Source organism: Streptomyces xanthochromogenes (genome assembly GCF_014650455.1).
Lineage (GTDB): Bacteria > Actinomycetota > Actinomycetes > Streptomycetales > Streptomycetaceae > Streptomyces > Streptomyces xanthochromogenes.
On the sequence record NZ_BMUZ01000007.1, the window covers coordinates 391,677 to 418,290 of the forward strand.

The window sequence follows — 26,614 nt, forward strand, 5'->3', positions numbered from 1 at the left end:
ATGGCATCGGTACCCGCGGTCCTGAAGTCCGAGTGGACGAAGATCCGTACGGTCTCCTCGACGACCTGGACACTGGCCTGCGCCCTGATCGTCACGGTCGCGATCGGCGCCGCGCTCTGCGCGCTGATGAGGTCGCAGTTCGACGACCTCAAGCCGGCCGAGCGGCTGACCTTCGACCCGACGCTGATCAGCTTCTCCGGAATGATCCTGGGTCAGCTGGCGATGGTCGTCTTCGGCGTCCTGGTGGTCGGAACCGAGTACAGCTCGGGCATGATCCGCTCCTCGCTGGCAGCCGTGCCCAGGCGTGGCACCTTCCTGTTCTCCAAGCTCGCCGTGGCCACCCTGCTCGCCCTGGTCGTGGGCATGGTGACCAGCTTCCTGACCTTCTTCCTCGGCCAGGCGCTGCTCGGCCCGCACCGGACGACCATCGGCTCGCCCAACGTGCTGCGGGCGGTCGTCGGGGCCGGGCTGTACATGGCGCTGATCGCACTGTTCTCGATGGGCGTCGCCGCGATGCTGCGCAGCTCGATGCTCTCGCTCGGCATCCTGATGCCGTTCTTCTTCCTGATCTCGCAGATCCTCTCGGCGGTACCGGGCGCCAAGAACGTGGCCCGTTACTTCCCCGACCGGGCGGGCTCGCAGATCATGCAGGTGGTGCCGGACGCCATGAACAGCGACCCGGCGCCGTACGGGCCGTGGGGCGGGCTCGGCATCATGGCGCTGTGGGTCGTCGCGGCGCTCGCGGGCGGCTACCTCGTCCTCCGGCACCGGGACGCCTGAGCCGGACGGCCGCCACCGCCTTCGTCGTCACCGCCACCGCACCTTCGCCGTCCCCCTCGCTGCCCCTCGCCGTCACCGTCGCGCGAAGATCACGGCTTGGCCGGAACCGTCAAGCCCTGGATAAGCTCCTCACTCATACGGGGGCATGCCGGCCGCACGCCGGACACCGCCCCGACGACCCGAACCGTCGATGGGGCTGGAGAATGATCGAGGCAGTCGGCCTGACGAAGCGCTACGGCGCCAAGACGGCCGTGCACAACCTTTCCTTTCAAGTGCGGCCCGGCACGGTCACCGGGTTCCTGGGGCCGAACGGCTCCGGCAAGTCCACGACCATGCGCATGATCCTCGGCCTCGACCAGCCGACCGCGGGACACGTGACGATCGGCGGCCACCCCTTCCGCGAGCTGCCCAACGCACCCCGCCAGGTCGGCGCGCTGCTCGACGCCAAGGCCGTGCACGGCGGCCGCAGTGCCCGCAACCACCTGCTCTCGCTCGCCCAGCTCGCCGGCATCCCGGCCCGCCGGGTCGACGAGGTGCTCGGCGTGGTCGGCCTGCAGCAGGTCGCCAAGCAGCGCTCCAAGGGGTTCTCGCTCGGCATGGGCCAGCGGCTCGGCATCGCGGCGGCGCTGCTCGGCGATCCCCAGGTGCTGCTCTTCGACGAGCCGGTCAACGGGCTCGACCCCGAGGGCATCCTGTGGGTGCGCAACCTGATGAAGCAGCTCGCCGCCGAGGGCCGCACGGTGTTCGTCTCCTCGCACCTGATGAGCGAGATGGCGCTGACCGCGGAGCACCTGATCGTCATCGGCCGCGGGCAGCTGCTCGCGGACATGAGCGTCACGGACTTCATCTCGCACAACTCCGCCGACTTCGCACGGGTCCGCACGCCCGGCACCGAGCCCGCCCAGCGCGAGAAGCTGACGGCCGCGCTGACCGAGGCCGGCGGCCAGGTCCTGCCCGAGCCGGACGGCGCGCTGCGCGTCACGGGCCTGCCCCTGCCCCGCATCAGCGACGTGGCCCACGGGGCGGACGTACGCCTGTGGGAGCTCTCGCCGCACCAGGCTTCGCTGGAAGAGGCGTACATGCGGCTGACCCAGGGCGCGGTCGACTACCGCTCGACGAACGACCAGAAGGCCGGCCTCCAGCCCGCCATGCCGCCTGGGTACGCGCCGCCGCCGGTCATCCCCGACGTCCCGCAGCAGGGCTGGTACGCCCCGCCGCCGCCCGGCCAGAACCCGTACGCGGCCGCGCCCCAGGCCCCGGCCCCGCACCCCGGCGGCCCCGCCCCCGTCCCGCAGGCACCGGCCCAGCAGCCGGTGGCCCCGCCCGCGGCCCAGCAGCCACCGGTCCCGCAGGCCCCGCAGCCGCCCGCCGCTCCCCCGGCCCCGCAGGCCCCGGCCACGCCTGCCGCCCCGACCAAGCCCGAGGACACCCGATGACCACCCCCTACCAGCAGCAGCCGCACGTCCCGCAGGCGCCGGGCCGGCAGCTCGGGACCTACACCTCGCCGATCGCCGTGCGGCGAGCCACCTTCGGTGACGCGCTCGCCTCCGAGTGGACCAAGATCCGGTCGGTGCGTTCCACCATGTGGACGCTCGGGGTGCTGATCCTGCTCCTGGTCGGCCTCGGCCTGCTCATCGGCTTCGTCGTGCGGTCCCAGGACGGGCACATCGGCGACACCCCGGTCCTGTCGCTCGGCTTCTACGGGGTACTGCTCGGCCTGCTCTGCGTGATCACCCTCGGCGTGCTGACCATCTCGTCCGAGTACGGCACCGGCATGATCCGTACGACCCTGACCGCGTGCCCGAGCCGGGGACGGATCCTGGCCGCCAAGTCGGTCGTCTTCTTCCTGCTCACGTTCGTCATCGTGGCGATCGCGACCACCCTGGTGGCGGTCGTGCAGGCCTCGCTGGTGCGCAACGCGCCGACGCCGAGCGGCGGCGAGTGGCTGCGCGCGACGCTGGGCATCAGCCTCTACGTCGCGATGGTCGGGCTGCTCTCGCTCGCGGTGGGCGCGCTGATCCGGCACTCCGCGGGCTCGATCACGGTCATGATCGGCGTGGTCCTGCTTCCGCTGGTGCTCGCCCTGTTCATGTTCACCGACTCGCTGAGCGGGGTGCGGGAGTTCCTTCTGAACTACTCGATCCCGAGCCAGCTCGGCGCCTTCTACGGCGCCACGGTCTCGGACTCCGGGCCGAGCGGCTGGGATCCATTGTGGATCATGACCGGCATCACCGCGGTCGCCCTGGGCGGCGCGTTCCTCTCGCTCAACTCCCGTGACGTCTGAGGAAGTTCGGCCCGAAACGTCAATACCTGGGCGCGTTCCTGGACCGCTGCACCCGCGTGGTGCGGCGGTCCTTCGCGTTCCAGCAGGCCTTGTGCCAGTGCCGGCGCTCGTCGACGCCCCCGTACTCGGGCCAGGCCACCAGGTGCGGGGCGCCGGAGGGGATCTCCTGGTCGCAGCCGGGGCAGCGGTAGCGCTTGCCGGCCGCGCTGGCCCCCGCCACGTGCCGTACCGACCACTCCTCGCCCTGCCAGGACTCGGTGCCCTGGACGCCGAAACGGTCGCCGCCCGTCCGGCTCTCGGACTCGGTCGGGTTCTCGCCGCCCTTGGGGCGGTTGCGGCGCGGGGACACGTAGACACCTCACGGGGCGGATCGGACGTTTCTCCCCAGCCTAGGCCCACCGGGTCCGGGTACCCGCCGGGGTGGGGAGCATGGGCGACCGCCGGAGTCACTCGTTCGAGGGACTCTTAGCGGACAATCGCAAGAAGTTGGCGACTGGCCGTGCCTTTGGCACTTGTCAGACGTTCTTGCCAGTAAGAGGGGGAGAGCCGCGTCGGCCGCAAGGAGGCAGAAGGCGATGCGTGTCGGAACTTTTGTACTGGCGGCCCAGTTTCCGGGTCAGGGGCAGGGAGAAACGCTCCATCGTGCGGTCAGGTCCGCCGAGGTGGCCGAGGAGTCCGGGCTCGACTCGGTGTGGCTGGCCGAACATCACTTCGTACCGTACGGCGTGTGCCCGTCCGCCGTGACGCTGGCGGCGTTATTGCTCGGGCGTACACAGCGGATCAGGGTCGGCACGGCGGTGTCCGTGCTGCCGACGGCGCATCCGGTGGCGCTCGGCGAACAGGCGGCACTGCTGCACCTCACCTCCGGCGGGCGGTTCTCGCTCGGCGTGGGGCGCGGCGGGCCCTGGGTGGACCTCGAGGTGTTCGGCCCGGGCCTCAAGGCGTACGAGCAGGGCTTCCCGGAGTCGCTCGACCTGCTCCTGCGCTGGCTGCGCGAGCCCCGCGTGTCCGGCGCGGGGGAACGATTCAGCTTTCGGGAGGTCCCGGTCGTGCCGCGGCCGGACGAGATCCTGGACGGCGGGCCGGAGGACGCCTGCCCCGAGGTGATCGTGGCGTGCACCTCGCCCAGGAGCGTCAAACTGGCTGCGGAACGCGGGCTTCCGATGCTGCTCGGGATGCACTGCGGCGACGAGGACAAGGCCGAGATGGTCGCGCTGTGGCGCAAGCAGGCGCTCGCGGCCGGGCACGCGCCGGAGAAGGTCGCGGCCGCGGGCCATGTGTCGGCCGGGGTGGCACAGATCGCCGACCGGCGGGCCGAGGCCGCGGAGACGCTGGTGAAGTCGATGCCGGGCTGGCTGAAGCAGGGGCTCGACGCCCATGTGACGGTCGACGGCCGCCATCGCGCGATGCGCGACCCGGTGGCGTACACCGAACTGCTCTGCGGCCTGCACCCGGTGGGCACCCCGCGGCTCGCGGCGGACCGCCTCGCCGCCACCTCGGAGCGCACCGGCATCACCCGCTTCGCCCTCCTGGTGGAGGGTTCGGGCGACCTGTCGGCGACGGAGGAGAACGTACGCAGGCTGGGTACGGAGGTACTGCCCCTTCTGACGTAGCCCGGGCGGACGGCCACGGGCCGGGGCCGTCGGCCCCAAGTGGCCACCGCCCCGCGCCAGTTGCACCTCCCGCGGCGCGGAGCGGCAGCGAAGACGTCAGCAGTCCCGAAGCTCCGGAGACTGGTTGAGCAGCTGACCCCTGATCGAGGTGAAGCGGGCGAGCCGCTCATCGGAGGAGGGGTCCAGAGGGAACACCGCGACACGGTGGCAGTTCTGGAACGCCAGACGGACACCGAAGTGCCGCTGGAGCGCACCGCGAATGGCGTCACTCGCAAGGGCACGCAGCAACTGGCCGCGAGCCTGCTCGTCCGGCGGTGGCGTCTGGTTGTCGGCGAACGCTCCGCCGTCGACCTTCAGCTGGGCCACCAGAGAGCTGATCATCTCCCACGCGTAGGGCAGGGAGGTCCGGACGCAGTCGACGAAGGCAGCTTCGTCGACCTCGCCTCGCTCGGCCTGTTCGAGTAGGGCCGGTGAGACGTCGAGCGACATGGTTTCTCCTCTCGCGACCCCGGGGAGCGGGGCCTTACGGGCAGGGAAAGGGAGCATGACGGCCGTCTCTCCCGACAACGCAGCGTGCGCGGCCGACAACCTCCCGCTTCCACGGTAGGCGCGATGTCGGGCCCATGGCAGGTACTTGGCACATAACCGGCCAATAACGAACAGTGCACTCCAGGGCGAATCGCGTTCCGCGGGGAGAGTCGAGTAGCGTTGCCCACCATGCGTCTCGTCATCGCCCGCTGCTCCGTCGACTACGCGGGCCGCCTCACCGCCCATCTTCCGTCCGCCCCTCGCCTCATCCTCGTGAAGGCGGACGGCAGCGTCTCCATCCACGCTGACGACCGGGCCTACAAGCCCCTCAACTGGATGTCTCCGCCGTGCACCCTGAAAGAGGGGTCGGGGGACGACGAGGGCGTCTGGACCGTCATCAACAAGGCGGGCGAGAAGCTCATCATCACGATGGAGGAGGTCATCCACGACTCCTCGCACGAACTCGGCGTGGACCCCGGCCTGATCAAGGACGGCGTGGAAGCGCACCTTCAGGAGCTGCTCGCCGATCGGATCGACACCCTCGGCGAGGGCTACACCCTGATCCGCCGCGAATACCCCACCGCCATCGGCCCGGTGGACATCCTGTGTCGCGACGGTGACGGCAAGACCGTCGCGATCGAGATCAAGCGCCGCGGCGAGATCGACGGCGTCGAGCAGCTGACCCGCTATCTGGAGCTGCTCAACCGCGACCCGCACCTCGCCCCGGTCCAGGGCGTCTTCGCGGCCCAGGAGATCAAGCCCCAGGCCCGGGTGCTCGCCACCGACCGCGGGATCGGCTGCGTGGTCCTCGACTACAACGCCCTGCGCGGCATCGAGGACGACAAGCTCCGCCTGTTCTGACCGCGCGACCGCGAGACCGCAAGACCGCAGAAGCCGTACGTACGGCGAAGGGGCCCGCAGAGTGCTGCGGGCCCCTTCGCCGTACGTGCTGTCACAGGTACCGGGTCGTCACAGGTACCGCGGGGGTCCTACGGGGTGGTCGACGCCGTCGGCGGCGGGGGTACGGCCGGCACGCTGGACGTCGGGGAGTGGGAGGCCTCGGTCGAGGGCGGCGGCGGTTTGGTGGAGGCCGGCGGACTGCTGCCCCCGCTGCTCGCCGGGGTCGACGGGGTGGTCGACGTCGAGGGCGACGGCGAGGAGGAGTGGCTGGGCGTTCCCGAGGGCGTCGACGAGTGCGAAGGCTTGCCCGACGGTGACGACGGCTTGCCCGAGTCGGACGGCTTGGTGGTGCCCGGGCTGGACGAGCCGGAGGAGGGGCGGCCCGAGGTGCTCGGGCTGCCGCTGGTGCCGGGGACCGGCTGCCCGGAGGTGCCGGGCGTGGCGCTGGTGCCCGGCTTGCTCGGGCGCGCGGGACCGCCGCCCTTGTTGTCGCCCGGCTTGGCGCTGCTGCCGGGGCTGTTGGGGTCGGCGTCCAGACCGCCGGTCGAGCCGTCCTCGTTGGCCGACTGCTGCTGCGTCACGTCGCCGTCCCGGCCGTCGCCGCTGTTGTTGGAGGTCGCGCCGAGCGTGACCACGGTGCCGAGCACGGCGGCGAGCAGCGCTCCGGCGCCGGCCGCGACGAGGTTGCGCCGGGCACCCCCGAAGAGCGTCCGGCGCCGCGCCTTGGGCATCGCGGAACCGACCGGGGCGACCCGGCGGGTCACCAACGTCGCTTGTGATTGCGGGAGTTGGGCCGTCACCGCAGCCGAGGGCACGCCCCCGGGCGGCGACTGGGACTCTTCGTGCCGGGCCGCGGGCACCTCTTCCCCGACGGGGGTACGGGGGACCACGGGCAGGCCGCCGGAGCGGTCCTCGACGAGCGCGAGCGCCCGGCGTCCGGCGACGGTGCCCCGCTTGTCGGACAGCGCGCCGCGCAGCGCGATGGAGGCCTCCAGCTCGGCACGGGCCCGGTCCAGGCCCCCGTTGCAGAGCGCGAGGACGCCCAACTCGTGGTGGAAGTACGCCTCTTCGCCCACCTCGCCGGTCAGCCGGGCCGCTTCCGAGCCGACCCGCAGGCTGCGCTCCCAGGCGTCCCAGCGCAGTCCCGCGGCGAGCGCGGGCGCCGCGGTGCGGGCCAGCTTGACGGCGGTCGCGGGGTGGTCGTCCTGGTCGCCGGGTACGAGCGCGCTCAGGGCGGCGAGCACCGCGTCCGCCTCGCCGGCGGCCCGCTCGGGGGCCACCGAGGGGTGCCCGGTCCACCAGGTGTAGTGCTGGGCGGCGGCGTGGGCGCGCTCCCCCGCGCCGGTGTCGTACCCGGTGCTCTCCAGTTGGGTGAGGACGCCGGCGGCGAGGCGGTAGCGGGAGCCGGCCGGGGACAGGAGGCCGCTGTCGAGGAGTTCGCCGAGGGCGGCGTCCGCGTGGGTGTCGCCGATGAGTGCGGGCAGATGGGCCTGGTGCGGCACCTCGCCGCCGAGTGCGACCGCGAAGCGCAGGGTGTCCCGGGCGGCCTCGCTCAGCCGGGAGGCGAGCAGGGCCGCGGGGGCCGCGCCCTCGCCGAGCGTGGGCAGCGGGATCTCGCGGCCCTCGCCCGAGAACACCGACGCCTCGGCGGGCTCGTCCAACGGAAAGCCGTACGCGTCAAGGGAGTTGGGCTCGCCGCGCAGCTGGTCGCGCTGACGCAGCAGGGCGCCGGCCTGGACGAAGCGCAGCGGCAGGCCCTCGGACTCGAACCAGAGGTCGCCCGCCCAGTTGGCCTCCTCGTCGGTCAGCGCCCGGTCGACGGCCTGTTCCAGGAGTTCGAGCGAGGCGTTGCGGCCGAGGCCGCCGAGGAAGACCTCTTCGATGCCCGAGTCGGGGTGCGGGGCCGGGGTCTCGGGGGTCGCGGCGAACACATAGGCGCACTCGGGGGTGGCCAGCAGGAGTTCTTCGAGGGTGGCCCCGCCGAATTCGAGGTCGTCGAGGACGACGACGGCGCCGATGTCGTGGACGCGGTCGAGGAGCGTGGCCCGGTCGGGCCGGTGCAGCGAGGTGTGGAACACCGTGGCGTACAGCTCGTGGAGCAGTTCGGTGCAGCTGCGGCGGTGGCCCGAGAGGCGTACAACGCCGTCGGGTGCGAGCTCGGCGCAGTCGCCGGCCACCGCGTCGAGCAGGACGCTTCGCCCGGAGCCCGCGGGCCCGGTGAGCCGCACCGAGCGGCCGCGGCCGAGGAGCCGTACGAGCCGGGCGCGTTCTTCCTCGCGTTCGAGCAGGGCGGGGGTGGATGCCATCGGGCCGGCCGGCAGCGGCGGCCGGGCGGCCCGCTCGCTCTCGGCCCGCTCGGCCGCGCCGCGCCGCACCGGAGGTCCGGGTATCTCGCCCGGCGGGCAGTTCTCGATCTCGCTGCCGTCGACCGGGTTGACCGTCAGCAGGAAGTCGCCGGCGACGAGCTGGACGGTGCGCGCGAGTCCGGCGGCGCGCGGTCCGAAGTCGGGTGTGACGGGCTCCCTGTCGCGTGCGGAGCGCTGCGGTCCGGCGCCCGGTTCCGCGTGTGCGCCCGCAACGCCGACCGGGTCGTCGGCATGGTTGAACTCTTCCGGTCCCCGGTTCATCGGGTCCATGGTGAAAGCCCCCCAGATGCGTGGTGCGTAAGGATTGCCCCTCCCGGCCCTTACACACTTCGCTCTTCGCTGTCGCTTCTGGTCCGGTGCCCGCCGTGTGGGTTCGTCGATCGGCGGGAAGCCGAACCCTAGACTCCGCACAGTATCTACGAACAGGCGGGGTGCCGCCCCGCCCAAGACGTCACAGTCTCGTGAGGATTGCGCGCGGAGTCCGTTTCCCGTGTACCTGTCACGACAACTCCCGCTGCGGGACGGTCCGCCGGGTGCGGGGCCAGGACTGCTGGACGCGGGGCGGGGCCGCTATACGCGGGGCAGGGCCTCGGCGGCGATGCCGCCCTCGATCGCCAGGATGCGGTGCAGCCGGGTGGCGACCAGGAGGCGCTGCATCTGGGGTGGCACGCCCCGCAGCACGAGGCGCCTGCCGCACCGCCCGGCCCGGCGGTGGGCTCCCATGATCACGCCGAGTCCGGTGGCGTCCCACGAGTCCAGTTCGGTGAGGTCGAGCACGAGGTCACCGGCCCCGTCGTCGACCGCCGAGTGCAGGGCCGTACGGGCGTCCGCCGCGCTGCGGACGTCGAGGCGGCCCCCGACGACCAGCTCGACGTGGTCGCCCCTGATGTGCATATGCGCTCCCGAGAGTGCTTGGCTTTTCGACAACCGACTCAACAACTGACTGCCCCACGGCCACAGAAGTTGCCGCCCGTGAGCGAACCGATACCTAATTCACCCCATGGAGTGAGGTCCGGGGCGGTCGGCGGTTCAGTGCTTGTAGAAGCCCTGCCCGCTCTTGCGACCGATGTCACCCGCGTCCACCATCCGGCGCATCAGCTCCGGCGGGGCGAACTTCTCGTCCTGCGACTCCGTGTAGATGTTGCTGGTGGCGTGCAGCAGGATGTCCACGCCGGTGAGGTCCGCGGTGGCCAGCGGGCCCATCGCGTGGCCGAAGCCCAGCTTGCAGGCGAGGTCGATGTCCTCGGCGCTGGCCACGCCCGACTCGTACAGCTTGGCCGCCTCGACGACGAGCGCCGAGATGAGGCGGGTGGTGACGAAGCCGGCCACGTCGCGGTTGACCACGATGCAGGTCTTGCCGACCGACTCGGCGAACTCCCGTGCGGCGGCGAGGGTTTCGTCGCTGGTCTTGTAGCCGCGCACCAGCTCGCACAGCTGCATCATCGGGACCGGCGAGAAGAAGTGGACGCCGACGACCCGCTCGGGGCGCCCGGTGGCCGCCGCGATCTTGGTGATCGGGATGGCGGAGGTGTTGGAGGCGAGCACGGTCTCCGGGCGCACGATCTTGTCGAGCGTGCGGAAGATCTCGTGCTTGACCTCCAGCTTCTCGAAGACGGCCTCGACGACGATGTCGGCGTCGGCGGCCGCGTCCAGATCGGTGGTCGTGGTGATGCGCGCGAGCGCCGCCTCGGCGTCCTCGGCGGCCAGCCTGCCCTTGCTCACGAACCTGTCGTACGAGGCCTTGATGCCGTCGGTGCCCCGGGTGAGGGCCTCGTCGGTGACGTCGCGCAGAACGACGTCCCAGCCCGCCTGGGCCGAGACCTGCGCGATACCGGACCCCATGAGTCCGGCTCCGATGACGGCGAGCTTCCTGGCCACGACGCTTCCCTCCAACAGGTTTCCAACCAAGCCTTCTTGAGCCTTCTTGGCGGAGGCTATCGGCCGGGCGGGCTTCTGGGAGTGCTTAGAGATGCGCGTCACGTCTCAGATGACGGACATCACACCGGGCGGCGTGAGGTGGGTCTCAGCGGGCGCCCCGTGCGGCGTAGTTGAGCACCTTGTCCCCCAGGAGCCCCTCCATCTCGTCGATCAGCACGAGCACCTCGCGGGAGACCGCCTTGGGGTCGCGGCCGGCCATCATCTCGCGGCCGATGGCGGACATGGCCGTCTGGTGGACCCAGTTGATCTGACCCGCGATCAGGGCGGGCAGCGTCTCGGCCGGGTCCGCGCCGGTCTCCTCGCGCAGGGTCGCCTCCAGGTTCGCCAGCACGTCCTGGCCGACCGCCCACAGTCGGGCCTTGAGCGCGGGCGAGCCGTCGATGACGGCCATGAACCGGCTGTAGCCCTCCATCAGTCCGACCCTCGGCGAGACCGACTCGACCTCGGCGCGCAGCTCGCGCAGGACCGCCTCGGCGGCCGACTCCCCGTCGTCACGGCCGCGCACCCAACGCGAGAGCCGGTCGACGATGCCCCGGCTGCGGTCGAGGAACAGGTCCTCCTTGGCGGGGAAGTAGTTGTAGACGGTGTTCACCGAGACGTCGGCCACCTCGGCGATCTCCGCGATCGTGACCGCTTCGAAGCCGCGCTCCAGGAAGAGTCCGGTGGCCAGGTCCGAGATCCGCTGTCTGGTCTCGCGCTTCTTCCGCTCCCTGAGCCCTTCTGCCATGACTCCAGCGTAGGCGATGTCCTGCACCCTCTTTAATTTTGGGGGGATTGCAAAATTTAAGTCACTCTGTTTTTCTGGGGCCATGGCAATCATCAGCACGGCCGGGCTCGCCCGGACCTTCCGGAGCAAAGCGGGCCCGGTCGAGGCGGTCCGCGGCATCGACCTCACGGTCCGGGCCGGCGAGATCCTCGGCTTCCTCGGCCCCAACGGCGCGGGCAAGACCACCACCCTGCGCATGCTCACCACGCTGCTCCCGCCGACCGGCGGCGCCGCGACCGTGGCGGGCCACGACCTGCTGCGCGATCCGGCCGGGGTGCGCCGGGCCTGCGGTTACGTGGCCCAGTCCGGCGGTGTCGACCCGAACATCTCGGTACGCGAGGAGCTGGTCACCCAGGGCCGCCTCTACCGCCTCACCAAGCCCCAAGCCGCCCTGAGAGCAAGGGAGTTGACGAACGATCTCGGCCTCCACGGGCTTCTGGACCGCAAGACCTCGACGCTCTCGGGCGGCCAGCGCCGCCGCCTCGACATCGCGATGGGCCTGATGCACCGGCCCGAGGTGCTCTTCCTCGACGAGCCGACCACCGGGCTCGATCCGGGCAGCCGTGCCGATCTGTGGGACCTGGTCCGGCGAATCCGCGCCGACCACGGCACCACGGTCTTCCTCACCACCCACTACCTGGACGAGGCCGACGCACTCGCCGACCGCCTGGTGATCGTCGACAAGGGCGTGATCGTGGCCGACGGCACCCCGGCCGACCTCAAGTCCCGGTACGCGGGCGGTCCGGACGCCCCGCTCCAGGACGCCTTCCTCGCCATCACCGGGCGCAGTGCCGCACCGCAGGACTCCGCCCCCGTAGCCGTCTAGGACTCCCCCATGACCATCGCCCCGCTGCTCTCCGACACCGCGCTGATCTTCGGCAGGTACGCCCGCCAGACGCTGCGCTCCAAGTTCCAGATCCTGTTCGGCGTGCTGATGCCCCTGCTCTACCTGCTCTTCTTCGGACCGCTCCTGACCGGGATGCCGCTGGGTTCACGCGGCAGTTCCTGGCAGGTGCTCGTTCCCGGACTGCTGCTCCAACTCGCCCTGTTCGGCGCCTCGTTCGCGGGTTTCGCGGTCATCATCGAGAGCAACTGGGGCGTCGTGGAGCGAATGCGCGTCACGCCGGTCTCGCGCCTCGCCCTGCTGCTCGGCCGGGTCCTGCGGGACTCCGCGCTCTTCGTCTTCCAGGCGGTGCTGCTCGTGCTCGCCGCCCTGGTGATGGGCCTGCGCGCCCCCCTCGCGGGCATCCTCATCGGCTTCGCCTTCGTGGCGCTCCTGACGCTGTCCCTGGCCTCGCTGTCGTACGCGCTCGCCATGAAGGTGCGCACCCCGCAGGGGTTCGGCCCGGCGATCAACGCCATGGCGATGCCGTCGATGCTGCTCTCCGGCCTGATGCTGCCCATGACGCTCGCGCCCGGCTGGCTGAACGTGCTGTCCCACTTCATGCCGTTCCGCTATCTGGTGGACGCGGTGCGCTCCGCGTACCTGGGCTCGTACGCCACCACGACGATGCTGTACGGGGGCCTGGTGGCGGCCGGTTTCGCGGTGTTCGCCGTGACGGTGGGCACACGCGTCTTCCGGACCGCCGGAGCGTAACTACTCTGGCGGCATGGTCAATCTGACGCGCATCTACACCCGCACCGGCGACCAGGGCACGACCGCCCTGGGCGACATGAGCCGGACCGCCAAGACCGATCTGCGGATCTCGGCGTACGCCGACACCAATGAGGCCAACGCCGTCATCGGCACGGCGATTGCGCTCGGGCAGCTGTCCGAGGAGGTCGCGAAGGTATTGGTCCGGGTCCAGAACGACCTGTTCGACGTGGGCGCGGACCTCGCCACGCCGGTCGTCGAGAACCCGGAGTACCCGCCGCTGCGGGTGGAGCAGTCCTACGTCGACAAGCTGGAGGCGGACTGCGACCGCTTCCTGGAGGACCTGGAGAAGCTCCGCAGCTTCATCCTGCCCGGCGGCACGCCCGGCGCGGCGCTGCTGCACCAGGCATGCACGGTGGTGCGGCGGGCGGAGCGCTCGACGTGGGCGGCCCTTGAGGTGCACGCGGACGTCATGAACCCCCTGACGGCGACGTACCTCAACCGCCTTTCCGACCTCCTGTTCATCCTGGCCCGCACGGCGAACAAGTCGGTGGGGGATGTGCTGTGGGTGCCGGGTGGGGAGCGGTGAGGCTCGGGGGGGGGGAGGCTCGGGGGGTCGTATCAGTTCGGGGGGTGATTCCCCGGCCCTCTGCGCAGTTCCCCGCGCCCCCCGTCACCCTCACACCGTGCGTGGCCGATCGCGCAGCTCCCCGCGCCCCCAAACCCCCGCCACCCTCACACCGTGCGTGGTTGCTCGCGCAGTTCCCCGCGCCCCCAAAAGCCTCGGTGCTGGCCCGGTTCGGGCATTTCAGCCCGCGAACGGGGGGGGCAGGGGGCGGAGCCCCCTGCGGGGGGCCGAGGGGGGCAGCGCCAGGCTCAGGGGTTGGCGGAGGCGTCCGCGTCGGCTGCCGCGGCGGCCGACTCCGCGTCGCTGACCTTCGCGTCCATCTGCCGCTCCGTCCCGGACGAGGACGACCCCGCCGACCCCTGCCCGTGCCCACACCCCGTGGCACACGCGACCAGCAGCGCCGCGGCGACCACCGCGAGCCGCGTCCCCCGGCCCCGCATCACTTGCCGCCGTTGTTGGACGAGCACCACGCCGCCACGTCCTTGAGGTCCTTCTGACGCTGCTGAAGGGTCGTCACAAGACCCTTGCGATAGGTGAGCTTGTGGTCGAGGAGAGTGGCGATCGCGGTGTGACCCTCCTTCTTCGCGTTGTCCGCCCGCTGCTGCATACGGGCCACCGAGCCCACGGTCGTGGCGCCCCCGTCGAGCCGGTCCAGGGCCCGCTCGACGTGCTTCTCGGCCTTGGACTCGCGCTTGCAGATGCCCTTCGCGCCGTCGCCCGTGGGCGGCTTCGCCGTGGTGGCCGCGGCGGGAGCGGAGTCCGCGAAGGCACTGGGCGCCGTGACGGTCAGTACCGCCGTCGCGGCGAGCGCCGCCGCCGCGATCCGGCGGACTCGAAAGTTGGCGTTGCGCATGACTGCTGCCTCCAAGATGTACGGATTTCGGGTACGCCCCGGAGGCTAGGAAGGCTCTTTGTGGGAACTCTGTGATCGCTCCGCGGTGACCGTCAACCAGTCCCGTCGGAGCGGGAGTTCACCTTCCCTTCCGGGCTCCGCGCCGGGCAGCCGGACCGTGCACCGGGTGCCCGTGCCGCCGGGCCCCGCTCCGAGTTCGGCCCTGCCCCCGTGCAGCGCCGCCTGCTGGGCGACGAGGGTCAGGCCGAGGCCGGAGCCGGTACTGACCGGCCCCCGGTGGAAGCGGCGGAACACCTGCTCGCGGTCGGCGGGTGCGATGCCGGGGCCGCGGTCGTCGACGGTGATCAGTACCTGGCCGTCCGCGAGGGCCACGGCCACCGCGATCTCGGCCCGCCCCCGCGCGTCCCGGCCGTGCGCAAGCGCGTTGCCGATGAGGTTGTCGAGCAGGATGCGCACCCCCGGCTCCCAGCCGCGCAGCGGCGCCGGCTCCGCGTTCAGCGCGAGCACGGCGTCCGGGGCACGCCGACGCGCCTCGGCGACGGCGGCGTCCGCGACCTCCGCCACGTCGAGCACCCGGAACGCCTCGGCCTCGACGAGGTCGCCGCGTCCCAGCTCGCGCAGCGCCACCAGCATCCCGAGCAGCCTCCCGTGCTCGCGTCGGAGATCCTCGACGACGTCGGCCCGCTCGGCATCGGGCAGGCCCGGGTGGGCGAGGACGTCGAGGTTGGTGCCCATGCTCATCAGCGGGTTGCGCAGTTCGTGCGAGGCGGCCGCCGAGAAGGAGCGCGCGGTGTCGAGGGCCTGCGCCGTGCGAGCGGCCTGCTCGTCGTAGCGGGCCAGGACCGTCGCCAGGGTGGCGGCCAGGTCGTCGACCTCGACGATCCGCGTCGGGCGGTGTTCCAGGCGTACCGACGTGGCCCGGGGATCGAGCCCCGCCGCCGCGTTGCGCAGCCGCCCGAGCGGCCGGGTCGCGGCGCTCGCGACCGCCCAGGCGAGCAGCGCGGACAGCGGGGCGGCGAGCAGCGCGGTGGTCACCACGCGCCTGCGGACGAGGGCCACCTCGGTACGGCTCGCGGTGTCCGGCGCGAACACCCACAGGGTGCCCGAGACCTGTGCTCCCCCGACGGGCAGTGCGTACGCCCGCCAGCTGCGGCCACCGCCCCGCACGGTGACCGGACCCCGCCCCGGTGCGGGCAGCGCCACCGAGGGGCCGGGCTGGGGGCCGCCGCTGAAGGTGCCGTCCGGCCCGGTGAGCCGTACGCCGACGTCCAACGCGGCGTTGAACAGCCTGCGTTGGCGGTTCTCCTCGGCGGTCGGCTGTCCGTCGGCGGCGGCCCGCAGGAGCGTGCGGGCGTCCTGCGCGATCGCGGTGGCCCGGGTCTTGAGATGGCTGTCCTCCGCGCGGTGCAGATCGCGCGCGACGAGGGTGAGCAGCAGCCAGCCGCAGGCCAGGACGAGGAGCGGGACGGTGACGCCGACGACGAGCGCGATCCGGGTGGAGAGCTTCACGGCCGCTCCCGCGGTACGAGGGCGGCGGGCGTCACGGACGCTCGCGAAGGACGAAGCCGACGCCGCGCACGGTGTGCACGAGCCGGGGCGCGCCGTCGGCCTCCAGCTTGCGGCGCAGATAGCTGACGAAGGTGTCGACGGCGTCGGTGCGTACGTCGAAGTCGTAACCCCAGACCCGTTCGAGCAGTTGGTCCCGGCTCAGGACGAGCCCGGCGTTGCGCGCGAGCACCTCCAGGAGCGCGTACTCGCGCCGGGTCAGGTCGAGGGGCCGTCCGTCGCGGTGGGCGGTGCGGGCCGCCGGGTCGATGACCAGGCCGAAGGCGCTGACCACGTCGTGCGGGGCCGGCGGGCGGCGGCGGAGCAGGGCGTGCAGGCGCAGCACCAGTTCCTGGAGCGCGAAGGGCTTGACCAGGTAGTCGTCGCCGCCGGCCTGGAGCCCGGCGATGCGGTCGGCGGTCTCGTCGAGCGCGGAGAGCATCAGGACGGGCAGGTCGTGCCCGGCGGCCCGCAGCGTCCGGCACACCTCGATGCCGCTCATGCCGGGCATGGACACGTCCAGGACCAGCACGTCGGGCGGCCCCTGCCCGATCGCGGCGAGCGCGGCGCGGCCGCTGTCGGCGGTGCGCACCCGGAAGCCGTCGAGCCGGAGCCCGCGGTCCAGCGAGCGGCGCACCGCGTCGTCGTCGTCGACCACCAGGACGTCCCCGGCACGGTCGGGTCCGCTCATCCGCGCTCCCCCACTCCATCCGCTCGTCCCGCTATCGACGGGTCAGCGTACGGCCCTCGGCTGTGTGGCCCTCGGCTGTGTGCTCCGGGGGACGGTCGGCCGGCGGCTTCAGGAGGCGGTCGAGCAGCGAGGGCCTGGGCTCCTTGTCCTTGCCCGGGAACAGGGTGTAGCTCAACGCGATGACCACGTTGATGGCGATCACGATCAGCATCCTGCCCTGCCACATCCGCAGCGACTCGGTGCTGCCGTCCCCGCCGACGTACCAGATCGCGGCCTGGAGCAACGCGATCGCGAGCAGCGCGGACACGGTGAAGCGGCCCGCCGTCCGCCACTCGTACACCATCCTCGCGACGCCTCCCCCGGGCGTCCTGGACGGCCGCGGGCCGCCCGCGAAGCGGTAGGCGACCCAGGCGTCGGCGCGGGTCACCAGATAGTGGCCCATCCCGGCCGAGAAGCCGATGTAGACGGCGGCGAGGCCGTGCTTCCAGTCCGGCTGTGCGCCGTGCTTCAGGTCGACGGCGGTCACCAGGAGCAGCACCACTTCGAGGAGCGGCTCGCACAGCAGCACCGCCACGCTCGCCCGGGGCAGGTGGGCGAGGTAGCGCAGCGCCAGGCCCGTGGCCAGCAGGACCCAGAACCCGACTTCACAGGCGATGATCAGCGTCACGATCACGGCGGTCTCCTCTCGTAGTGCCCACCCGGGGCACCCCGCACCCCGCACCCCGTACGGCTCGGGGCACCCTTCAAGGCTGGCCCGCGCGCGGCCGCCGATCGTCGTCGGCAGTGACGAAAGGCGACTGCATCCTTCGATGTAGCGGCACTTCACCTGGTGAGGGGAGGCCCGCCCCGCCGCGGCCGTGTTGGATGGGACCGTGACCCCGTTTCTCCGACCGCACCGCGACGACGTCCTCATTGCCGTGGCCGGCCTCGTCGGCGGGCTCGCGCTGTGGGCCGTCGGACTGCACACCCAGGGCGGCCGTCCGCTGGGCGGCGCGTGGGTGCTGCTGCCGCTCGTGGGGACGGCGGTCCTCGAACTGCTGCGCCGCACCGGGCCGCAGGCCGGCCTGGTGCTGGGCACCTGCCTGCTGGTGCTCGACCAGTTCACGCTCGGCAGCCTGGCCACGGTCGTGATGTTCACCGACCTCGTGTACGCGGCCGTCGTGTACGGCACCCCGGCCGCCGCGCGCCGCATCCCGGTCACCACCGGGCTCATCACCGTCGGCGTGACGATCGGCTTCCTCACCTGGTTCCACAAGCCGGAGGCGCTGCTCATCGGCGTGGTGACGGGCCTGGTCTCGTTCGTGCCGGCCACCACCGGCGTGCTGGTGCGCAACCACCGCGAGGCCGCGGAGAGCGCCCGCCTCCGAGCCGAACAGACCGCGCTGCTCGCCGAGATGGACCGCAGCCAGGCCGTGGCCGCCGAGCGCGCCCGGATGGCCCGTGAGCTGCACGACATGGTCGCCAACCACCTCTCGGCGATCGCCATCCACTCCACGGCCGCGCTCTCCCTGGACGACCCGGCGACCACCCGGCAGGCCCTCACCGTGATCCGCGAGAACAGCGTGGACGGGCTCGCCGAGATGCGCCGGCTCATCGGGCTGCTCCGTGACACCGGCGGGCACGACGGGCCGGCCGCGGCGCCCACCCTGGCCGGGCTTGACGCGCTGGTCGCCCAGGCCCGTGTCAACGGAGCCGGCAGCGGGCTCGGCTTCGCCCTCGACGACCTGCGCGCCGAGGAGGTCCCGCTGCCCGCGCCGGTGGAGCTCGCCGCGTACCGGATCGTGCAGGAGTCCCTCACCAACGCGCTCAAGCACGCGGCGCCCGGCGCCGTCGGGGTCGTACTCACCCACGCGGACGGACTGCTCACGGTGTGCGTCACCAGCCCGTACGGTGACCGGGCCGGGCCGCGCGCGCCCGGCTCGGGGGCCGGGCTCATCGGGATGCGCGAGCGGACCGAGCTGCTCGGCGGCACCTTCGCCGCGGGCCCCGAGAAGACGCCGGACGGCACCGAAGTGTGGCAGGTGCGGGCCCGACTGCCCGCAGAGGAAAGGGTGTTGAGCACATGACCATCCGGGTACTGGTCGCCGAGGACCAGTCGGCGGTACGCGCGGGGCTCGTCCTGATCCTCTCCAGCGCCCCGGACATCGAGGTCGTCGGCGAGGCGGCGGACGGCGAACGGGCCGTCGAGCTGGCCCGCGAACTGCGCCCCGACCTGGTCCTGATGGATGTGCAGATGCCGAAGCTGGACGGCGTCTCGGCGACCGCGGCCGTGACCGGCGAGGGCCTCGCCGACGTCCTGGTCCTGACCACCTTCGACCTCGACGAGTACGTCTTCGGTGCGCTGCGGGCAGGCGCCTCGGGCTTCCTGCTGAAGAACACGGAGGCCAAGGACCTCATCGAGGCGGTACGGACGGTCGCGCGCGGCGAAGGGCTCATCGCCCCGGCCGTCACCCGGCGTCTGATCGCCGAGTTCGCCTCCTCCGCACGCCCGGCGGCCCCGCGGCGCCCGGCCGCCCTCGACTCCCTCACCCGACGCGAGGGCGAGGTGCTTTCCTGTCTGGGCCGGGGCCTGTCCAACGCGGAGATCGCGGCCTGTCTCGACATGGCGGAGGCCACCGTGAAGACGCACGTCAGCAGGCTGCTCGGCAAGCTGGAGCTGCGCAGCAGGCTCCAAGCGGCCGTGCTGGCACAGGAGTTGGGGATCTGAGCCGTCGGACCTCGCCGAAGGTCTGGACCTCTTGACGGTTGGTCCAGACCTTTCTACGCTCACCGCACACTGCTGTGGTGGGCAGGCCGTCCCTGGCGCTCTGAGGCACGCCCACCGGACGGAGCAGGGTCCCACCCCCACCACCGTCGCACCACACGGGAGCAGCCTTGAGATCCGCACGCAAGCGCTTCAGATCAAGAGCCGCAGCGGCCCTGACCGCACTCGCCCTCCCCCTGGCCGCACTCATCGGCCTGGCCTCCCCCGCCGAGGCCGCCACCTCGGCGACCGCCACCTACGCCAAGTCCTCGGACTGGGGCACGGGGTTCGGCGCCGGCTGGACCATCAAGAACACCGGCACCACCGCACTCAGCTCCTGGACCGTCGAGTGGGACTACCCCTCGGGTACGTCCGTGACCTCGGCCTGGGACGCGGACGTCACCAGTTCCGGCACCCACTGGACCGCCAAGAACAAGTCGTACAACGGTGCCATCGCCCCCGGCGCCAGCGTGACCTTCGGCTTCAACGGCGCGGGCTCCGGCTCGCCCTCGGGCTGCAAGCTCAACGGCGGTTCCTGTGACGGGAGTTCGACGCCGCCCGGCGACGCCCCGCCCTCGGCCCCCGGCACCCCGACCGCGAGCAACATCACCGACACCGGCGTCACGCTGTCCTGGTCGGCGGCGACCGACGACAAGGGCATCAAGAACTACGACGTCTACCGCGGCTCCGCGAAGATCGCGACCGTCACCGGCACGACGTACGCCGACTCGGGCCTGACCAAGGGCACGACGTACACCTACAGCGTGACCGCGCGCGACACGGCCGACCAGACGGGCCCCTCCTCGGGCTCGGCCACCGTGACGACCACCGGCGGGGGCGGCAACCCCCAGCCCGGCGGTGACAAGGTGCGGCTCGGCTACTTCACCGACTGGGGCATCTACCAGCGCAACTACCAGGTGAAGAACATCGTCACCTCGGGCTCGGCAAGCAAGCTGACCCACATCAACTACGCCTTCGGCAACGTCACCAACGGGCAGTGCGCCATCGGTGACGCGTACGCCGACTACCAGAAGACGTACGACGCGTCCTCCAGCGTGGACGGCACCGCCGACACCTGGGACCAGCCGGTCGCGGGCAACATCAACCAGCTGCGCGAGCTGAAGAAGAAGTACCCGAACATCAAGATCCTTTGGTCCTTCGGCGGCTGGACCTGGTCCGGCGGCTTCGGCGCGGCTGCGGCCAACCCGACGGCCTTCGCGAACTCCTGCTACTCGCTGGTCAAGGACCCGCGCTGGGCCGATGTCTTCGACGGCATCGACATCGACTGGGAGTACCCCAACGCCTGCGGCCTGTCCTGCGACACCAGTGGTCCCGCGGCCCTGAAGAACGTGCTCTCGGCGCTGCGCACCAAGTTCGGCAGCTCGGCGCTCGTCACGGCGGCGGTCACCGCCGACGGCTCCACGGGCGGCAAGATGGACGCGGCCGACTACGGGGGCGCGGCGGCCTACGTCGACTGGTACAACGTGATGACGTACGACTTCTTCGGCGCGTGGGACGCCAAGGGGCCGACCGCCCCGCACTCCCCGCTCACGTCGTACAACGGCATCCCGATCGCGGGCTTCAACACGGACGCGGCGATCAGCAAGTTCATCGGCAAGGGCGTCCCCGCGAGCAAGTTGAACCTGGGCATCGGCTTCTACGGCCGCGGCTGGACCGGCGTCACTCAGGACGCCCCCGGCGGCACGGCGACGGGACCCGCGCCCGGCACGTACGAGCAGGGCATCGAGGACTACAAGATCCTCAAGACCGCCTGCCCCGTGACCGGCACGATCGCGGGCACGGCGTACGCGCACTGCGGTTCCAACTGGTGGAGCTATGACACGCCGGCGACGATCGGCGGGAAGATGACGTACGTGAAGAACCTGGGTCTCAGGGGAGCGTTCTTCTGGGAGTTCAGCGGCGACACGTCGAACGGCGAGTTGATCTCGGCGATCGACAGCGGCCTCAAGTAACCCGGCCGATCTGCCCGACCCTGCCTGACCCGGAAAGCGGGCCCGTCCCCCGCCCCGGGTCAGGCTTTCGTCTGCGGGCCGTGGGGGCCGTTCGCGCAGTTCCCCGCGCCCCTGAAAGCACCGGGTGCGGTGCATTTCAGCCCGTCATGGGGGTCCCCCCTGGCCCTTAAGGCCTTGGGGGAGATTGAGGACGAGCGCCCTTAAAGGCGCGAACGGGGTCTGGGGGCGGAGCCCCCAGGGTCACTTCAACCCCCGGAGGGTCTAGGGAAGGGGCGGGGTGGTGGCGATCCCGAGGTCTGGGGCGGAGCCCCAGGGGGCACGGGGCCTACGCCACGTTGACCCGCTGGCCGGGCGGGGCCGCTTCCAGCCAGGCGAGGAAGCCGGTCAGCGCGTCCTCGCTCATCGCGAGTTCGAGCCGCGTACCCCGATGCGTACAGCCGAGGATGATCGCGTCGGACAGCAACGCCAGCTCCTCCTCGCCCTCGGGCACCCGGCGGGACACCACGTCGATGGCGGAGCGCTCAAGAACCCGGCGTGGCCGGGGCGCGTACGAGAAGACGCGGAACCACTCGATCCGGTCACCGTTGTAGCGGGCCACCCCGTACACCCAGCCCTTGCCGCTGGTGTCCGGCACCTCCGGGAGGTTCCACCGCAGACTGCAGTCGAACGTGCCCCCCGAGCGCTGGATCAGCCGCCGGCGCAGACCGAAGACGAAGAGTCCCACCAGTACCAGCGCGACAACCAGACCACACACAAGCAGAGCGAGGGTCATCTACACCGACCTCCTCGCTCAACCAGTAATCCAGCAACGGAAAAATCTGCCTGCATCGCCTCAGCCGCGACCGGCTCCGGAAAATTCCGGACCGAGCCGCGGCTGAGGGAAATCTCCGGCGGGGGTGCTATCGCACCGCCACCGCGCGCAGTCGTACGTCGGCGCGTCGCTCAGCGGCGGCGTCCGACTCCGACTTCGCGCTCTCCAGCGCACGCTCGGCACGCTGGACATCGATCTCGTCCGCCAGCTCGGCGATCTCCGCGAGCAGCGAAAGCTTGTTGTCGGCGAAGGAGATGAATCCACCGTGCACCGCCGCGACGACCGTGCTGCCCTCGCTCGTACGGATCATCACCGGGCCCGACTCCAGCACACCAAGGAGCGGCTGGTGACCGGGCATGACGCCGATGTCGCCGGACGTGGTGCGCGCGACGACCAGGGTGGCCTCGCCGGACCACACGCTGCGGTCCGCGGCGACGAGCTCGACGTGCAGCTCAGTAGCCATGGTTGGCTCCTCGGGTCACCACCCGGCGGTTCGGCCGGGTGTTGGGTCGAATTCTAGTAGGCGTACACGAAGGGGCGGGACGCACCCGCCCCTTCGCGCGGTCGGGCGCGTCAGGAGACGCCCAGCTCCTTGGCGTTGGCCTTGAGGTCTTCCAGGCCACCGCACATGAAGAACGCCTGCTCGGGGAAGTGGTCGTACTCGCCGTCGCAGATCTGGTTGAACGCGACGATCGACTCTTCCAGCGGGACGTCCGAACCGTCGACGCCGGTGAACTGCTTGGCGACGTGCGTGTTCTGCGACAGGAAGCGCTCCACGCGGCGGGCGCGGTGCACGACCAGCTTGTCCTCTTCGCCGAGCTCGTCGATGCCGAGGATGGCGATGATGTCCTGGAGGTCCTTGTACTTCTGCAGGATCGTCTTGACGCGCATGGCGGCGTCGTAGTGCTCCTGCGCGATGTAGCGCGGGTCCAGGATGCGGGACGTGGAGTCCAGCGGGTCCACGGCCGGGTAGATGCCCTTCTCGGAGATCGGACGGGAGAGAACCGTCGTCGCGTCGAGGTGGGCGAACGTGGTGGCCGGGGCCGGGTCGGTCAGGTCGTCCGCGGGGACGTAGATCGCCTGCATCGAGGTGATCGAGTGACCACGGGTCGAGGTGATGCGCTCCTGGAGGAGACCCATCTCGTCGGCCAGGTTCGGCTGGTAACCCACCGCGGAGGGCATACGGCCGAGCAGGGTCGACACCTCGGAACCCGCCTGGGTGTACCGGAAGATGTTGTCGATGAAGAAGAGGACGTCCTGCTTCTGGACGTCACGGAAGTACTCCGCCATCGTCAGACCGGCCAGGGCGACGCGCAGACGCGTGCCCGGCGGCTCGTCCATCTGACCGAAGACCAGGGCGGTCTTGTCGATGACGCCCGAGTCCTGCATCTCCTCGATGAGGTCGTTGCCCTCACGGGTGCGCTCACCGACACCGGCGAACACCGACACACCGTCGTGGTTGTTGGCCACGCGGTAGATCATTTCCTGGATGAGGACGGTCTTGCCGACACCGGCACCACCGAACAGGCCGATCTTTCCACCCTTGACGTACGGGGTGAGAAGGTCGATGACCTTGACGCCGGTCTCGAACATCTCGGTCTTGGACTCGAGCTGGTCGAAGTTGGGCGCCTTGCGGTGGATAGGCCAGCGCTCGCCGATGTTGGCGTTCTCCTCGGGCTTGTTCAGCACCTCGCCGAGGGTGTTGAACACCTTGCCCTTGGTGAAGTCGCCGACCGGCACCGTGATGCCGTCGCCCGTGTCGGTCACCGGGGCCTGGCGGACCAGACCGTCGGTGGGCTGCATCGAGATCGCGCGGACGATGCCGTCACCCAGGTGCTGGGCGACTTCGAGCGTCAGCGTCTTGAGCTTGCCGTCCTCGGCCGGGTCGGCCACCTGGACGTGCAGCGCGTTGTAGATCTCCGGCATCGCGTCGACGGGGAACTCCACGTCGACGACCGGGCCGATGACCCGGGCGACGCGGCCCGTGGCAACGGCCGTCTCAACAGTGGTCGTCATTACTTGTCACTCCCCGCGGTCGCGTCGGCCAGCGCACTGGAGCCACCGACGATCTCGCTGATTTCCTGGGTGATTTCGGCCTGGCGGGCCGCGTTGGCAAGCCGGGAGAGGCTCTTGATGAGCTCTCCGGCGTTGTCGGTGGCCGACTTCATCGCGCGGCGGCGGGCGGCGTGCTCGGAAGCAGCCGACTGCAGCAGCGCGTTGTAGATGCGGCTTTCGACGTAGCGCGGCAGCAGGGCGTCGAGGACGTCCTCCGCCGACGGCTCGAAGTCGAAGAGCGGAAGGATCTGGTCCTTCGTGCCCGTCTCTTCCTGAGCCTTCTCCAGCGACAAAGGCAGCATCCGGTTGTCGACCGGCGTCTGCGTCATCATCGACACGAACTCCGTGAAGACGATGTGCAGTTCGTCCGCGCCGCCCTCGGCCGTCTCCGTCTGGATGGCCTCGATCAGCGGTGCGGCCACCTGCTTGGCGTCCGCGTAGGTCGGGCTGTCGGTGAAGCCGGTCCACGACTGTGAGACCTTGCGCTCACGGAAGCCGTAGTAGGCGACACCCTTGCGGCCGACGATGTACGTGTCGACCTCCTTGCCCTCGCCGCGCAGCCGCTCCGAGAGCCTCTCCGCGGCCTTGATGGCGTTGGAGGAGTAGCCGCCGGCCAGACCGCGGTCGCTCGTGATGAGCAGGACCGCGGCGCGGACCGGGGCCTCGGCCTCGGTGGTGAGCGGGTGCTTGGTGGTGGAGCCGGTCGCAACCGCGGTCACCGCACGGGTGAGCTCGGTCGCGTACGGCGTGGAGGCCGCCACCTGGCGCTGCGCCTTGACGATGCGCGAGGCGGCGATCATCTCCATCGCCTTGGTGATCTTCTTGGTCGCGGTGACGGATCGGATGCGACGCTTGTAGACCCGGAGCTGCGCTCCCATGAGTCAGGTCCCTTCCGTCGTCGTCACTTGCTGGTGCTGACCGGCGCGTCGTCGCCCAGGAGCTTGCCGTCCGAGGTCTCGAACTGCCGCTTGAAGCCGGCGATGGCGTCGGCCACGGACTGCAGCGTGTCGTCCGACATCTTGGCGCCCTCGGCGATCGAGGTGAGGAGCTCCTTGCGCTCGCGGCGCAGGTACTCCAGCAGCTCGGCCTCGAAGCGGCGGATGTCCTCGACCGGGACGTCGTCCATCTTGCCGGTGGTGCCGGCCCAGATGGAGACGACCTGCTCCTCGACCGGGAACGGCGAGTACTGCGGCTGCTTCAGCAGCTCGACCATGCGCTTGCCGCGCTCCAGGGAGGCCTTGGAAGCGGCGTCCAGGTCGGAACCGAAGGCGGCGAACGCCTCCAGCTCGCGGTACTGGGCGAGGTCGACACGCAGTCGGCCGGACACCTGGCGCATGGCCTTGTGCTGCGCGGAACCACCGACTCGGGAGACGGAGATACCGACGTTCAGCGCGGGGCGCTGACCGGCGTTGAACAGGTCCGACTCCAGGAAGCACTGGCCGTCGGTGATGGAGATGACGTTGGTCGGGATGAACGCCGACACGTCGTTCGCCTTGGTCTCGACGATCGGCAGACCCGTCATCGAACCGGCGCCCATCTCGTCCGACAGCTTCGCGCAGCGCTCGAGCAGACGCGAGTGCAGGTAGAAGACGTCGCCCGGGTAGGCCTCGCGGCCCGGCGGACGGCGCAGCAGCAGGGACACGGCGCGGTAGGCGTCGGCCTGCTTCGACAGGTCGTCGAAGATGATGAGGACGTGCTTGCCGTCGTACATCCAGTGCTGGCCGATGGCCGAACCGGTGTACGGCGCAAGGTACTTGAAGCCGGCCGGGTCGGACGCGGGCGCGGCGACGATCGTCGTGTACTCGAGCGCGCCGGCCTCTTCCAGGGCGCCACGCACGGAGGCGATGGTCGAGCCCTTCTGGCCGATGGCGACGTAGATGCAGCGGACCTGCTTCTTCGGGTCGCCCGAGCGCCAGTTGTCGCGCTGGTTGATGATCGTGTCGACGGCCAGAGCGGTCTTGCCGGTCTGACGGTCACCAATGATCAGCTGACGCTGGCCACGGCCGATCGGCACCATCGCGTCGACGGCCTTGTAACCGGTCGCCATCGGCTCGTGCACCGACTTACGGACCATGACGCCCGGAGCCTGCAGCTCCAGGGCGCGGCGGCCGTCGGTCTCGATCTCGCCGAGGCCGTCGATCGGGTTGCCGAGCGGGTCGACGACGCGGCCGAGGTAACCCTCGCCTACGCCGACCGAGAGCACTTCACCGGTGCGCTGCACCGGCTGGCCCTCTTCGATTCCGCTGAACTCGCCGAGGACGATCGCACCGATCTCGCGCTCCTCGAGGTTGAGGGCGAGACCAAGGGTTCCGTCCTCGAACCGCAGCAGCTCGTTCGCCATGGCCGAGGGAAGACCCTCGACCTTCGCGATGCCGTCGCCGGCAACGCTGACCGTACCGACCTCCTCGCGCGAGGCCGCGTCCGGCTGGTACGACTGGACAAAGGTCTCCAGCGCGTCCCGGATCTCCTCCGGCCGGATCGTGAGCTCCGCCATCTGGGTTCCCTGCTCTCCTTGTTGGGCCCGAAGTTTCTAAGGGGGTCTGGGG

The 26,614-nt window shown here is 71.0% G+C and carries 27 protein-coding genes; 11 read left to right on the forward strand and 16 right to left on the reverse strand.

Annotated elements, in window-relative coordinates; translation table 11 throughout:
* The 3 genes from IE267_RS20695 to IE267_RS20705 all read left to right on the forward strand — a co-directional run bounded on the left by IE267_RS20695 (position 1) and on the right by IE267_RS20705 (position 3,064).
* Positions 1 to 780, forward strand: a complete 780-nt coding sequence (locus IE267_RS20695) for an ABC transporter permease (RefSeq protein ID WP_167156870.1) — start codon at positions 1 to 3, stop codon at positions 778 to 780.
* Between the two features lie 203 nt (positions 781 to 983).
* A complete protein-coding gene (locus tag IE267_RS20700; RefSeq protein ID WP_189764208.1) occupies positions 984 to 2,216 on the forward strand; it encodes an ABC transporter ATP-binding protein in 1,233 nt (410 codons plus the stop codon).
* A complete protein-coding gene (locus IE267_RS20705; protein WP_189764209.1) occupies positions 2,213 to 3,064 on the forward strand; it encodes an ABC transporter permease in 852 nt (283 codons plus the stop codon). The genes IE267_RS20700 and IE267_RS20705 overlap by 4 nt, the downstream gene beginning before the upstream one ends.
* A gap of 19 nt (positions 3,065 to 3,083) precedes the next feature.
* On the opposite strand, the gene IE267_RS20710 is transcribed toward IE267_RS20705, so the two are convergent.
* Positions 3,084 to 3,413 carry an Rv1322 family protein gene (locus IE267_RS20710; protein ID WP_161247694.1) on the reverse strand — a complete coding sequence of 110 codons (330 nt, stop codon included), beginning with the start codon at positions 3,411 to 3,413 and terminating at the stop codon, positions 3,084 to 3,086.
* A gap of 226 nt (positions 3,414 to 3,639) precedes the next feature.
* Here IE267_RS20710 and IE267_RS20715 point away from each other — a divergent pair, with 226 nt between their 5' ends.
* Positions 3,640 to 4,677 (forward strand): LLM class flavin-dependent oxidoreductase, encoded by a 1,038-nt coding sequence (locus IE267_RS20715; RefSeq protein WP_189764210.1) that lies wholly within the window; start codon positions 3,640 to 3,642, stop codon positions 4,675 to 4,677.
* A gap of 96 nt (positions 4,678 to 4,773) precedes the next feature.
* On the opposite strand, the gene IE267_RS20720 is transcribed toward IE267_RS20715, so the two are convergent.
* Positions 4,774 to 5,166: an SCO5389 family protein gene (locus tag IE267_RS20720; protein ID WP_100577461.1), complete on the reverse strand. Its 393-nt coding sequence runs from the start codon at positions 5,164 to 5,166 to the stop codon at positions 4,774 to 4,776.
* Positions 5,167 to 5,394: 228 nt separating this feature from the next.
* On the opposite strand from IE267_RS20720, the gene nucS reads away from it, so the two are divergent.
* Positions 5,395 to 6,066 (forward strand): endonuclease NucS, encoded by a 672-nt coding sequence (nucS, locus tag IE267_RS20725; RefSeq protein WP_161247698.1) that lies wholly within the window; start codon positions 5,395 to 5,397, stop codon positions 6,064 to 6,066.
* Positions 6,067 to 6,194: 128 nt separating this feature from the next.
* Here the strand turns inward: nucS and IE267_RS20730 are convergent, their stop codons facing one another.
* The 4 genes from IE267_RS20730 to IE267_RS20745 form a co-directional block, all read right to left on the reverse strand.
* Positions 6,195 to 8,741 carry an ATP-binding protein gene (locus IE267_RS20730; RefSeq protein ID WP_189764211.1) on the reverse strand — a complete coding sequence of 849 codons (2,547 nt, stop codon included), beginning with the start codon at positions 8,739 to 8,741 and terminating at the stop codon, positions 6,195 to 6,197.
* A 300-nt stretch (positions 8,742 to 9,041) separates the two neighbouring features.
* A complete protein-coding gene (locus IE267_RS20735; protein ID WP_114038189.1) occupies positions 9,042 to 9,365 on the reverse strand; it encodes an STAS domain-containing protein in 324 nt (107 codons plus the stop codon).
* 135 nt (positions 9,366 to 9,500) lie between these two features.
* Positions 9,501 to 10,349, reverse strand: coding sequence for a 3-hydroxyacyl-CoA dehydrogenase family protein (locus IE267_RS20740; RefSeq protein ID WP_161247703.1), 849 nt, complete (start codon positions 10,347 to 10,349; stop codon positions 9,501 to 9,503).
* 145 nt (positions 10,350 to 10,494) lie between these two features.
* Positions 10,495 to 11,136: a TetR/AcrR family transcriptional regulator gene (locus IE267_RS20745; RefSeq protein WP_189764212.1), complete on the reverse strand. Its 642-nt coding sequence runs from the start codon at positions 11,134 to 11,136 to the stop codon at positions 10,495 to 10,497.
* 82 nt (positions 11,137 to 11,218) lie between these two features.
* Between IE267_RS20745 and IE267_RS20750 the strand changes: the two genes are divergently transcribed.
* Genes IE267_RS20750 through IE267_RS20760 form a run of 3 tightly spaced genes read left to right on the forward strand, consistent with a single transcriptional unit; the run spans position 11,219 to position 13,358 of the window.
* A complete protein-coding gene (locus tag IE267_RS20750) occupies positions 11,219 to 12,001 on the forward strand; it encodes an ABC transporter ATP-binding protein (RefSeq protein ID WP_167156881.1) in 783 nt (260 codons plus the stop codon).
* 9 nt (positions 12,002 to 12,010) lie between these two features.
* On the forward strand, positions 12,011 to 12,772 hold the full coding sequence (locus tag IE267_RS20755; RefSeq protein ID WP_167156884.1) for an ABC transporter permease: 762 nt from the start codon (positions 12,011 to 12,013) through the stop codon (positions 12,770 to 12,772).
* A 13-nt stretch (positions 12,773 to 12,785) separates the two neighbouring features.
* Entirely contained in the window at positions 12,786 to 13,358 is a 573-nt protein-coding gene (locus IE267_RS20760) for a cob(I)yrinic acid a,c-diamide adenosyltransferase (RefSeq protein ID WP_167156886.1), read from the forward strand.
* Positions 13,359 to 13,645: 287 nt separating this feature from the next.
* Here the strand turns inward: IE267_RS20760 and IE267_RS20765 are convergent, their stop codons facing one another.
* From IE267_RS20765 to IE267_RS20785, 5 genes are read right to left on the reverse strand one after another with little or no spacing between them, the layout of a single operon-like run.
* On the reverse strand, positions 13,646 to 13,867 hold the full coding sequence (locus tag IE267_RS20765) for a hypothetical protein (protein ID WP_167156888.1): 222 nt from the start codon (positions 13,865 to 13,867) through the stop codon (positions 13,646 to 13,648).
* Complete coding sequence (locus IE267_RS20770) at positions 13,837 to 14,250, reverse strand: hypothetical protein (protein WP_167156890.1); 414 nt, start codon at positions 14,248 to 14,250, stop codon at positions 13,837 to 13,839. Before IE267_RS20770 ends, IE267_RS20765 begins: the two co-directional genes overlap by 31 nt.
* Positions 14,251 to 14,295: 45 nt before the next feature.
* Entirely contained in the window at positions 14,296 to 15,759 is a 1,464-nt protein-coding gene (locus IE267_RS20775) for a sensor histidine kinase (protein ID WP_189764213.1), read from the reverse strand.
* Positions 15,760 to 15,790: 31 nt separating this feature from the next.
* Positions 15,791 to 16,486: a response regulator transcription factor gene (locus IE267_RS20780; RefSeq protein ID WP_167156894.1), complete on the reverse strand. Its 696-nt coding sequence runs from the start codon at positions 16,484 to 16,486 to the stop codon at positions 15,791 to 15,793.
* Positions 16,487 to 16,517: 31 nt separating this feature from the next.
* On the reverse strand, positions 16,518 to 17,159 hold the full coding sequence (locus tag IE267_RS20785) for a hypothetical protein (protein WP_189764214.1): 642 nt from the start codon (positions 17,157 to 17,159) through the stop codon (positions 16,518 to 16,520).
* A 199-nt stretch (positions 17,160 to 17,358) separates the two neighbouring features.
* Here IE267_RS20785 and IE267_RS20790 point away from each other — a divergent pair, with 199 nt between their 5' ends.
* The 3 genes from IE267_RS20790 (at position 17,359) to IE267_RS20800 (ending at position 21,202) form a co-directional block, all read left to right on the forward strand.
* On the forward strand, positions 17,359 to 18,552 hold the full coding sequence (locus tag IE267_RS20790) for a sensor histidine kinase (RefSeq protein WP_189764215.1): 1,194 nt from the start codon (positions 17,359 to 17,361) through the stop codon (positions 18,550 to 18,552).
* Positions 18,549 to 19,193, forward strand: a complete 645-nt coding sequence (locus IE267_RS20795; protein WP_167156898.1) for a response regulator — start codon at positions 18,549 to 18,551, stop codon at positions 19,191 to 19,193. Before IE267_RS20790 ends, IE267_RS20795 begins: the two co-directional genes overlap by 4 nt.
* 167 nt (positions 19,194 to 19,360) lie before the next feature.
* Entirely contained in the window at positions 19,361 to 21,202 is a 1,842-nt protein-coding gene (locus tag IE267_RS20800; protein ID WP_189764216.1) for a glycoside hydrolase family 18 chitinase, read from the forward strand.
* A gap of 325 nt (positions 21,203 to 21,527) precedes the next feature.
* Here IE267_RS20800 and IE267_RS20805 read toward each other — a convergent pair whose 3' ends face one another.
* From IE267_RS20805 to atpA, 5 genes are all read right to left on the reverse strand, one after another.
* On the reverse strand, positions 21,528 to 21,974 hold the full coding sequence (locus IE267_RS20805) for a DUF2550 domain-containing protein (RefSeq protein WP_100577447.1): 447 nt from the start codon (positions 21,972 to 21,974) through the stop codon (positions 21,528 to 21,530).
* Positions 21,975 to 22,101: 127 nt separating this feature from the next.
* Positions 22,102 to 22,476: a F0F1 ATP synthase subunit epsilon gene (locus IE267_RS20810; protein WP_100577446.1), complete on the reverse strand. Its 375-nt coding sequence runs from the start codon at positions 22,474 to 22,476 to the stop codon at positions 22,102 to 22,104.
* A gap of 110 nt (positions 22,477 to 22,586) precedes the next feature.
* On the reverse strand, positions 22,587 to 24,029 hold the full coding sequence (gene atpD, locus IE267_RS20815; protein ID WP_167156903.1) for a F0F1 ATP synthase subunit beta: 1,443 nt from the start codon (positions 24,027 to 24,029) through the stop codon (positions 22,587 to 22,589).
* On the reverse strand, positions 24,029 to 24,946 hold the full coding sequence (locus IE267_RS20820) for a F0F1 ATP synthase subunit gamma (protein WP_161247553.1): 918 nt from the start codon (positions 24,944 to 24,946) through the stop codon (positions 24,029 to 24,031). Before IE267_RS20820 ends, atpD begins: the two co-directional genes overlap by 1 nt.
* A 23-nt stretch (positions 24,947 to 24,969) precedes the next feature.
* Complete coding sequence (gene atpA / locus IE267_RS20825; RefSeq protein WP_161247555.1) at positions 24,970 to 26,562, reverse strand: F0F1 ATP synthase subunit alpha; 1,593 nt, start codon at positions 26,560 to 26,562, stop codon at positions 24,970 to 24,972.
* Positions 26,563 to 26,614: the final 52 nt, after the last annotated feature.

Bases quoted from the DNA above. Each gene is read 5' to 3' on its own strand.
- IE267_RS20695 (WP_167156870.1), top strand. From the start codon at position 1: ATGGCATCGGTACCCGCGGTCCTGAAGTCCGAGTGGACGAAGATCCGT.
- IE267_RS20700 (WP_189764208.1), top strand. From the start codon at position 984: ATGATCGAGGCAGTCGGCCTGACGAAGCGCTACGGCGCCAAGACGGCC.
- IE267_RS20705 (WP_189764209.1), top strand. From the start codon at position 2,213: ATGACCACCCCCTACCAGCAGCAGCCGCACGTCCCGCAGGCGCCGGGC.
- IE267_RS20715 (WP_189764210.1), top strand. From the start codon at position 3,640: ATGCGTGTCGGAACTTTTGTACTGGCGGCCCAGTTTCCGGGTCAGGGG.
- IE267_RS20720 (WP_100577461.1), bottom strand. From the start codon at position 5,166: ATGTCGCTCGACGTCTCACCGGCCCTACTCGAACAGGCCGAGCGAGGC.
- nucS (WP_161247698.1), top strand. From the start codon at position 5,395: ATGCGTCTCGTCATCGCCCGCTGCTCCGTCGACTACGCGGGCCGCCTC.
- IE267_RS20730 (WP_189764211.1), bottom strand. From the start codon at position 8,741: ATGGACCCGATGAACCGGGGACCGGAAGAGTTCAACCATGCCGACGAC.
- IE267_RS20735 (WP_114038189.1), bottom strand. From the start codon at position 9,365: ATGCACATCAGGGGCGACCACGTCGAGCTGGTCGTCGGGGGCCGCCTC.
- IE267_RS20745 (WP_189764212.1), bottom strand. From the start codon at position 11,136: ATGGCAGAAGGGCTCAGGGAGCGGAAGAAGCGCGAGACCAGACAGCGG.
- IE267_RS20750 (WP_167156881.1), top strand. From the start codon at position 11,219: ATGGCAATCATCAGCACGGCCGGGCTCGCCCGGACCTTCCGGAGCAAA.
- IE267_RS20755 (WP_167156884.1), top strand. From the start codon at position 12,011: ATGACCATCGCCCCGCTGCTCTCCGACACCGCGCTGATCTTCGGCAGG.
- IE267_RS20760 (WP_167156886.1), top strand. From the start codon at position 12,786: ATGGTCAATCTGACGCGCATCTACACCCGCACCGGCGACCAGGGCACG.
- IE267_RS20770 (WP_167156890.1), bottom strand. From the start codon at position 14,250: ATGCGCAACGCCAACTTTCGAGTCCGCCGGATCGCGGCGGCGGCGCTC.
- IE267_RS20780 (WP_167156894.1), bottom strand. From the start codon at position 16,486: ATGAGCGGACCCGACCGTGCCGGGGACGTCCTGGTGGTCGACGACGAC.
- IE267_RS20795 (WP_167156898.1), top strand. From the start codon at position 18,549: ATGACCATCCGGGTACTGGTCGCCGAGGACCAGTCGGCGGTACGCGCG.
- IE267_RS20805 (WP_100577447.1), bottom strand. From the start codon at position 21,974: ATGACCCTCGCTCTGCTTGTGTGTGGTCTGGTTGTCGCGCTGGTACTG.
- IE267_RS20810 (WP_100577446.1), bottom strand. From the start codon at position 22,476: ATGGCTACTGAGCTGCACGTCGAGCTCGTCGCCGCGGACCGCAGCGTG.
- atpD (WP_167156903.1), bottom strand. From the start codon at position 24,029: ATGACGACCACTGTTGAGACGGCCGTTGCCACGGGCCGCGTCGCCCGG.
- IE267_RS20820 (WP_161247553.1), bottom strand. From the start codon at position 24,946: ATGGGAGCGCAGCTCCGGGTCTACAAGCGTCGCATCCGATCCGTCACC.
- atpA (WP_161247555.1), bottom strand. From the start codon at position 26,562: ATGGCGGAGCTCACGATCCGGCCGGAGGAGATCCGGGACGCGCTGGAG.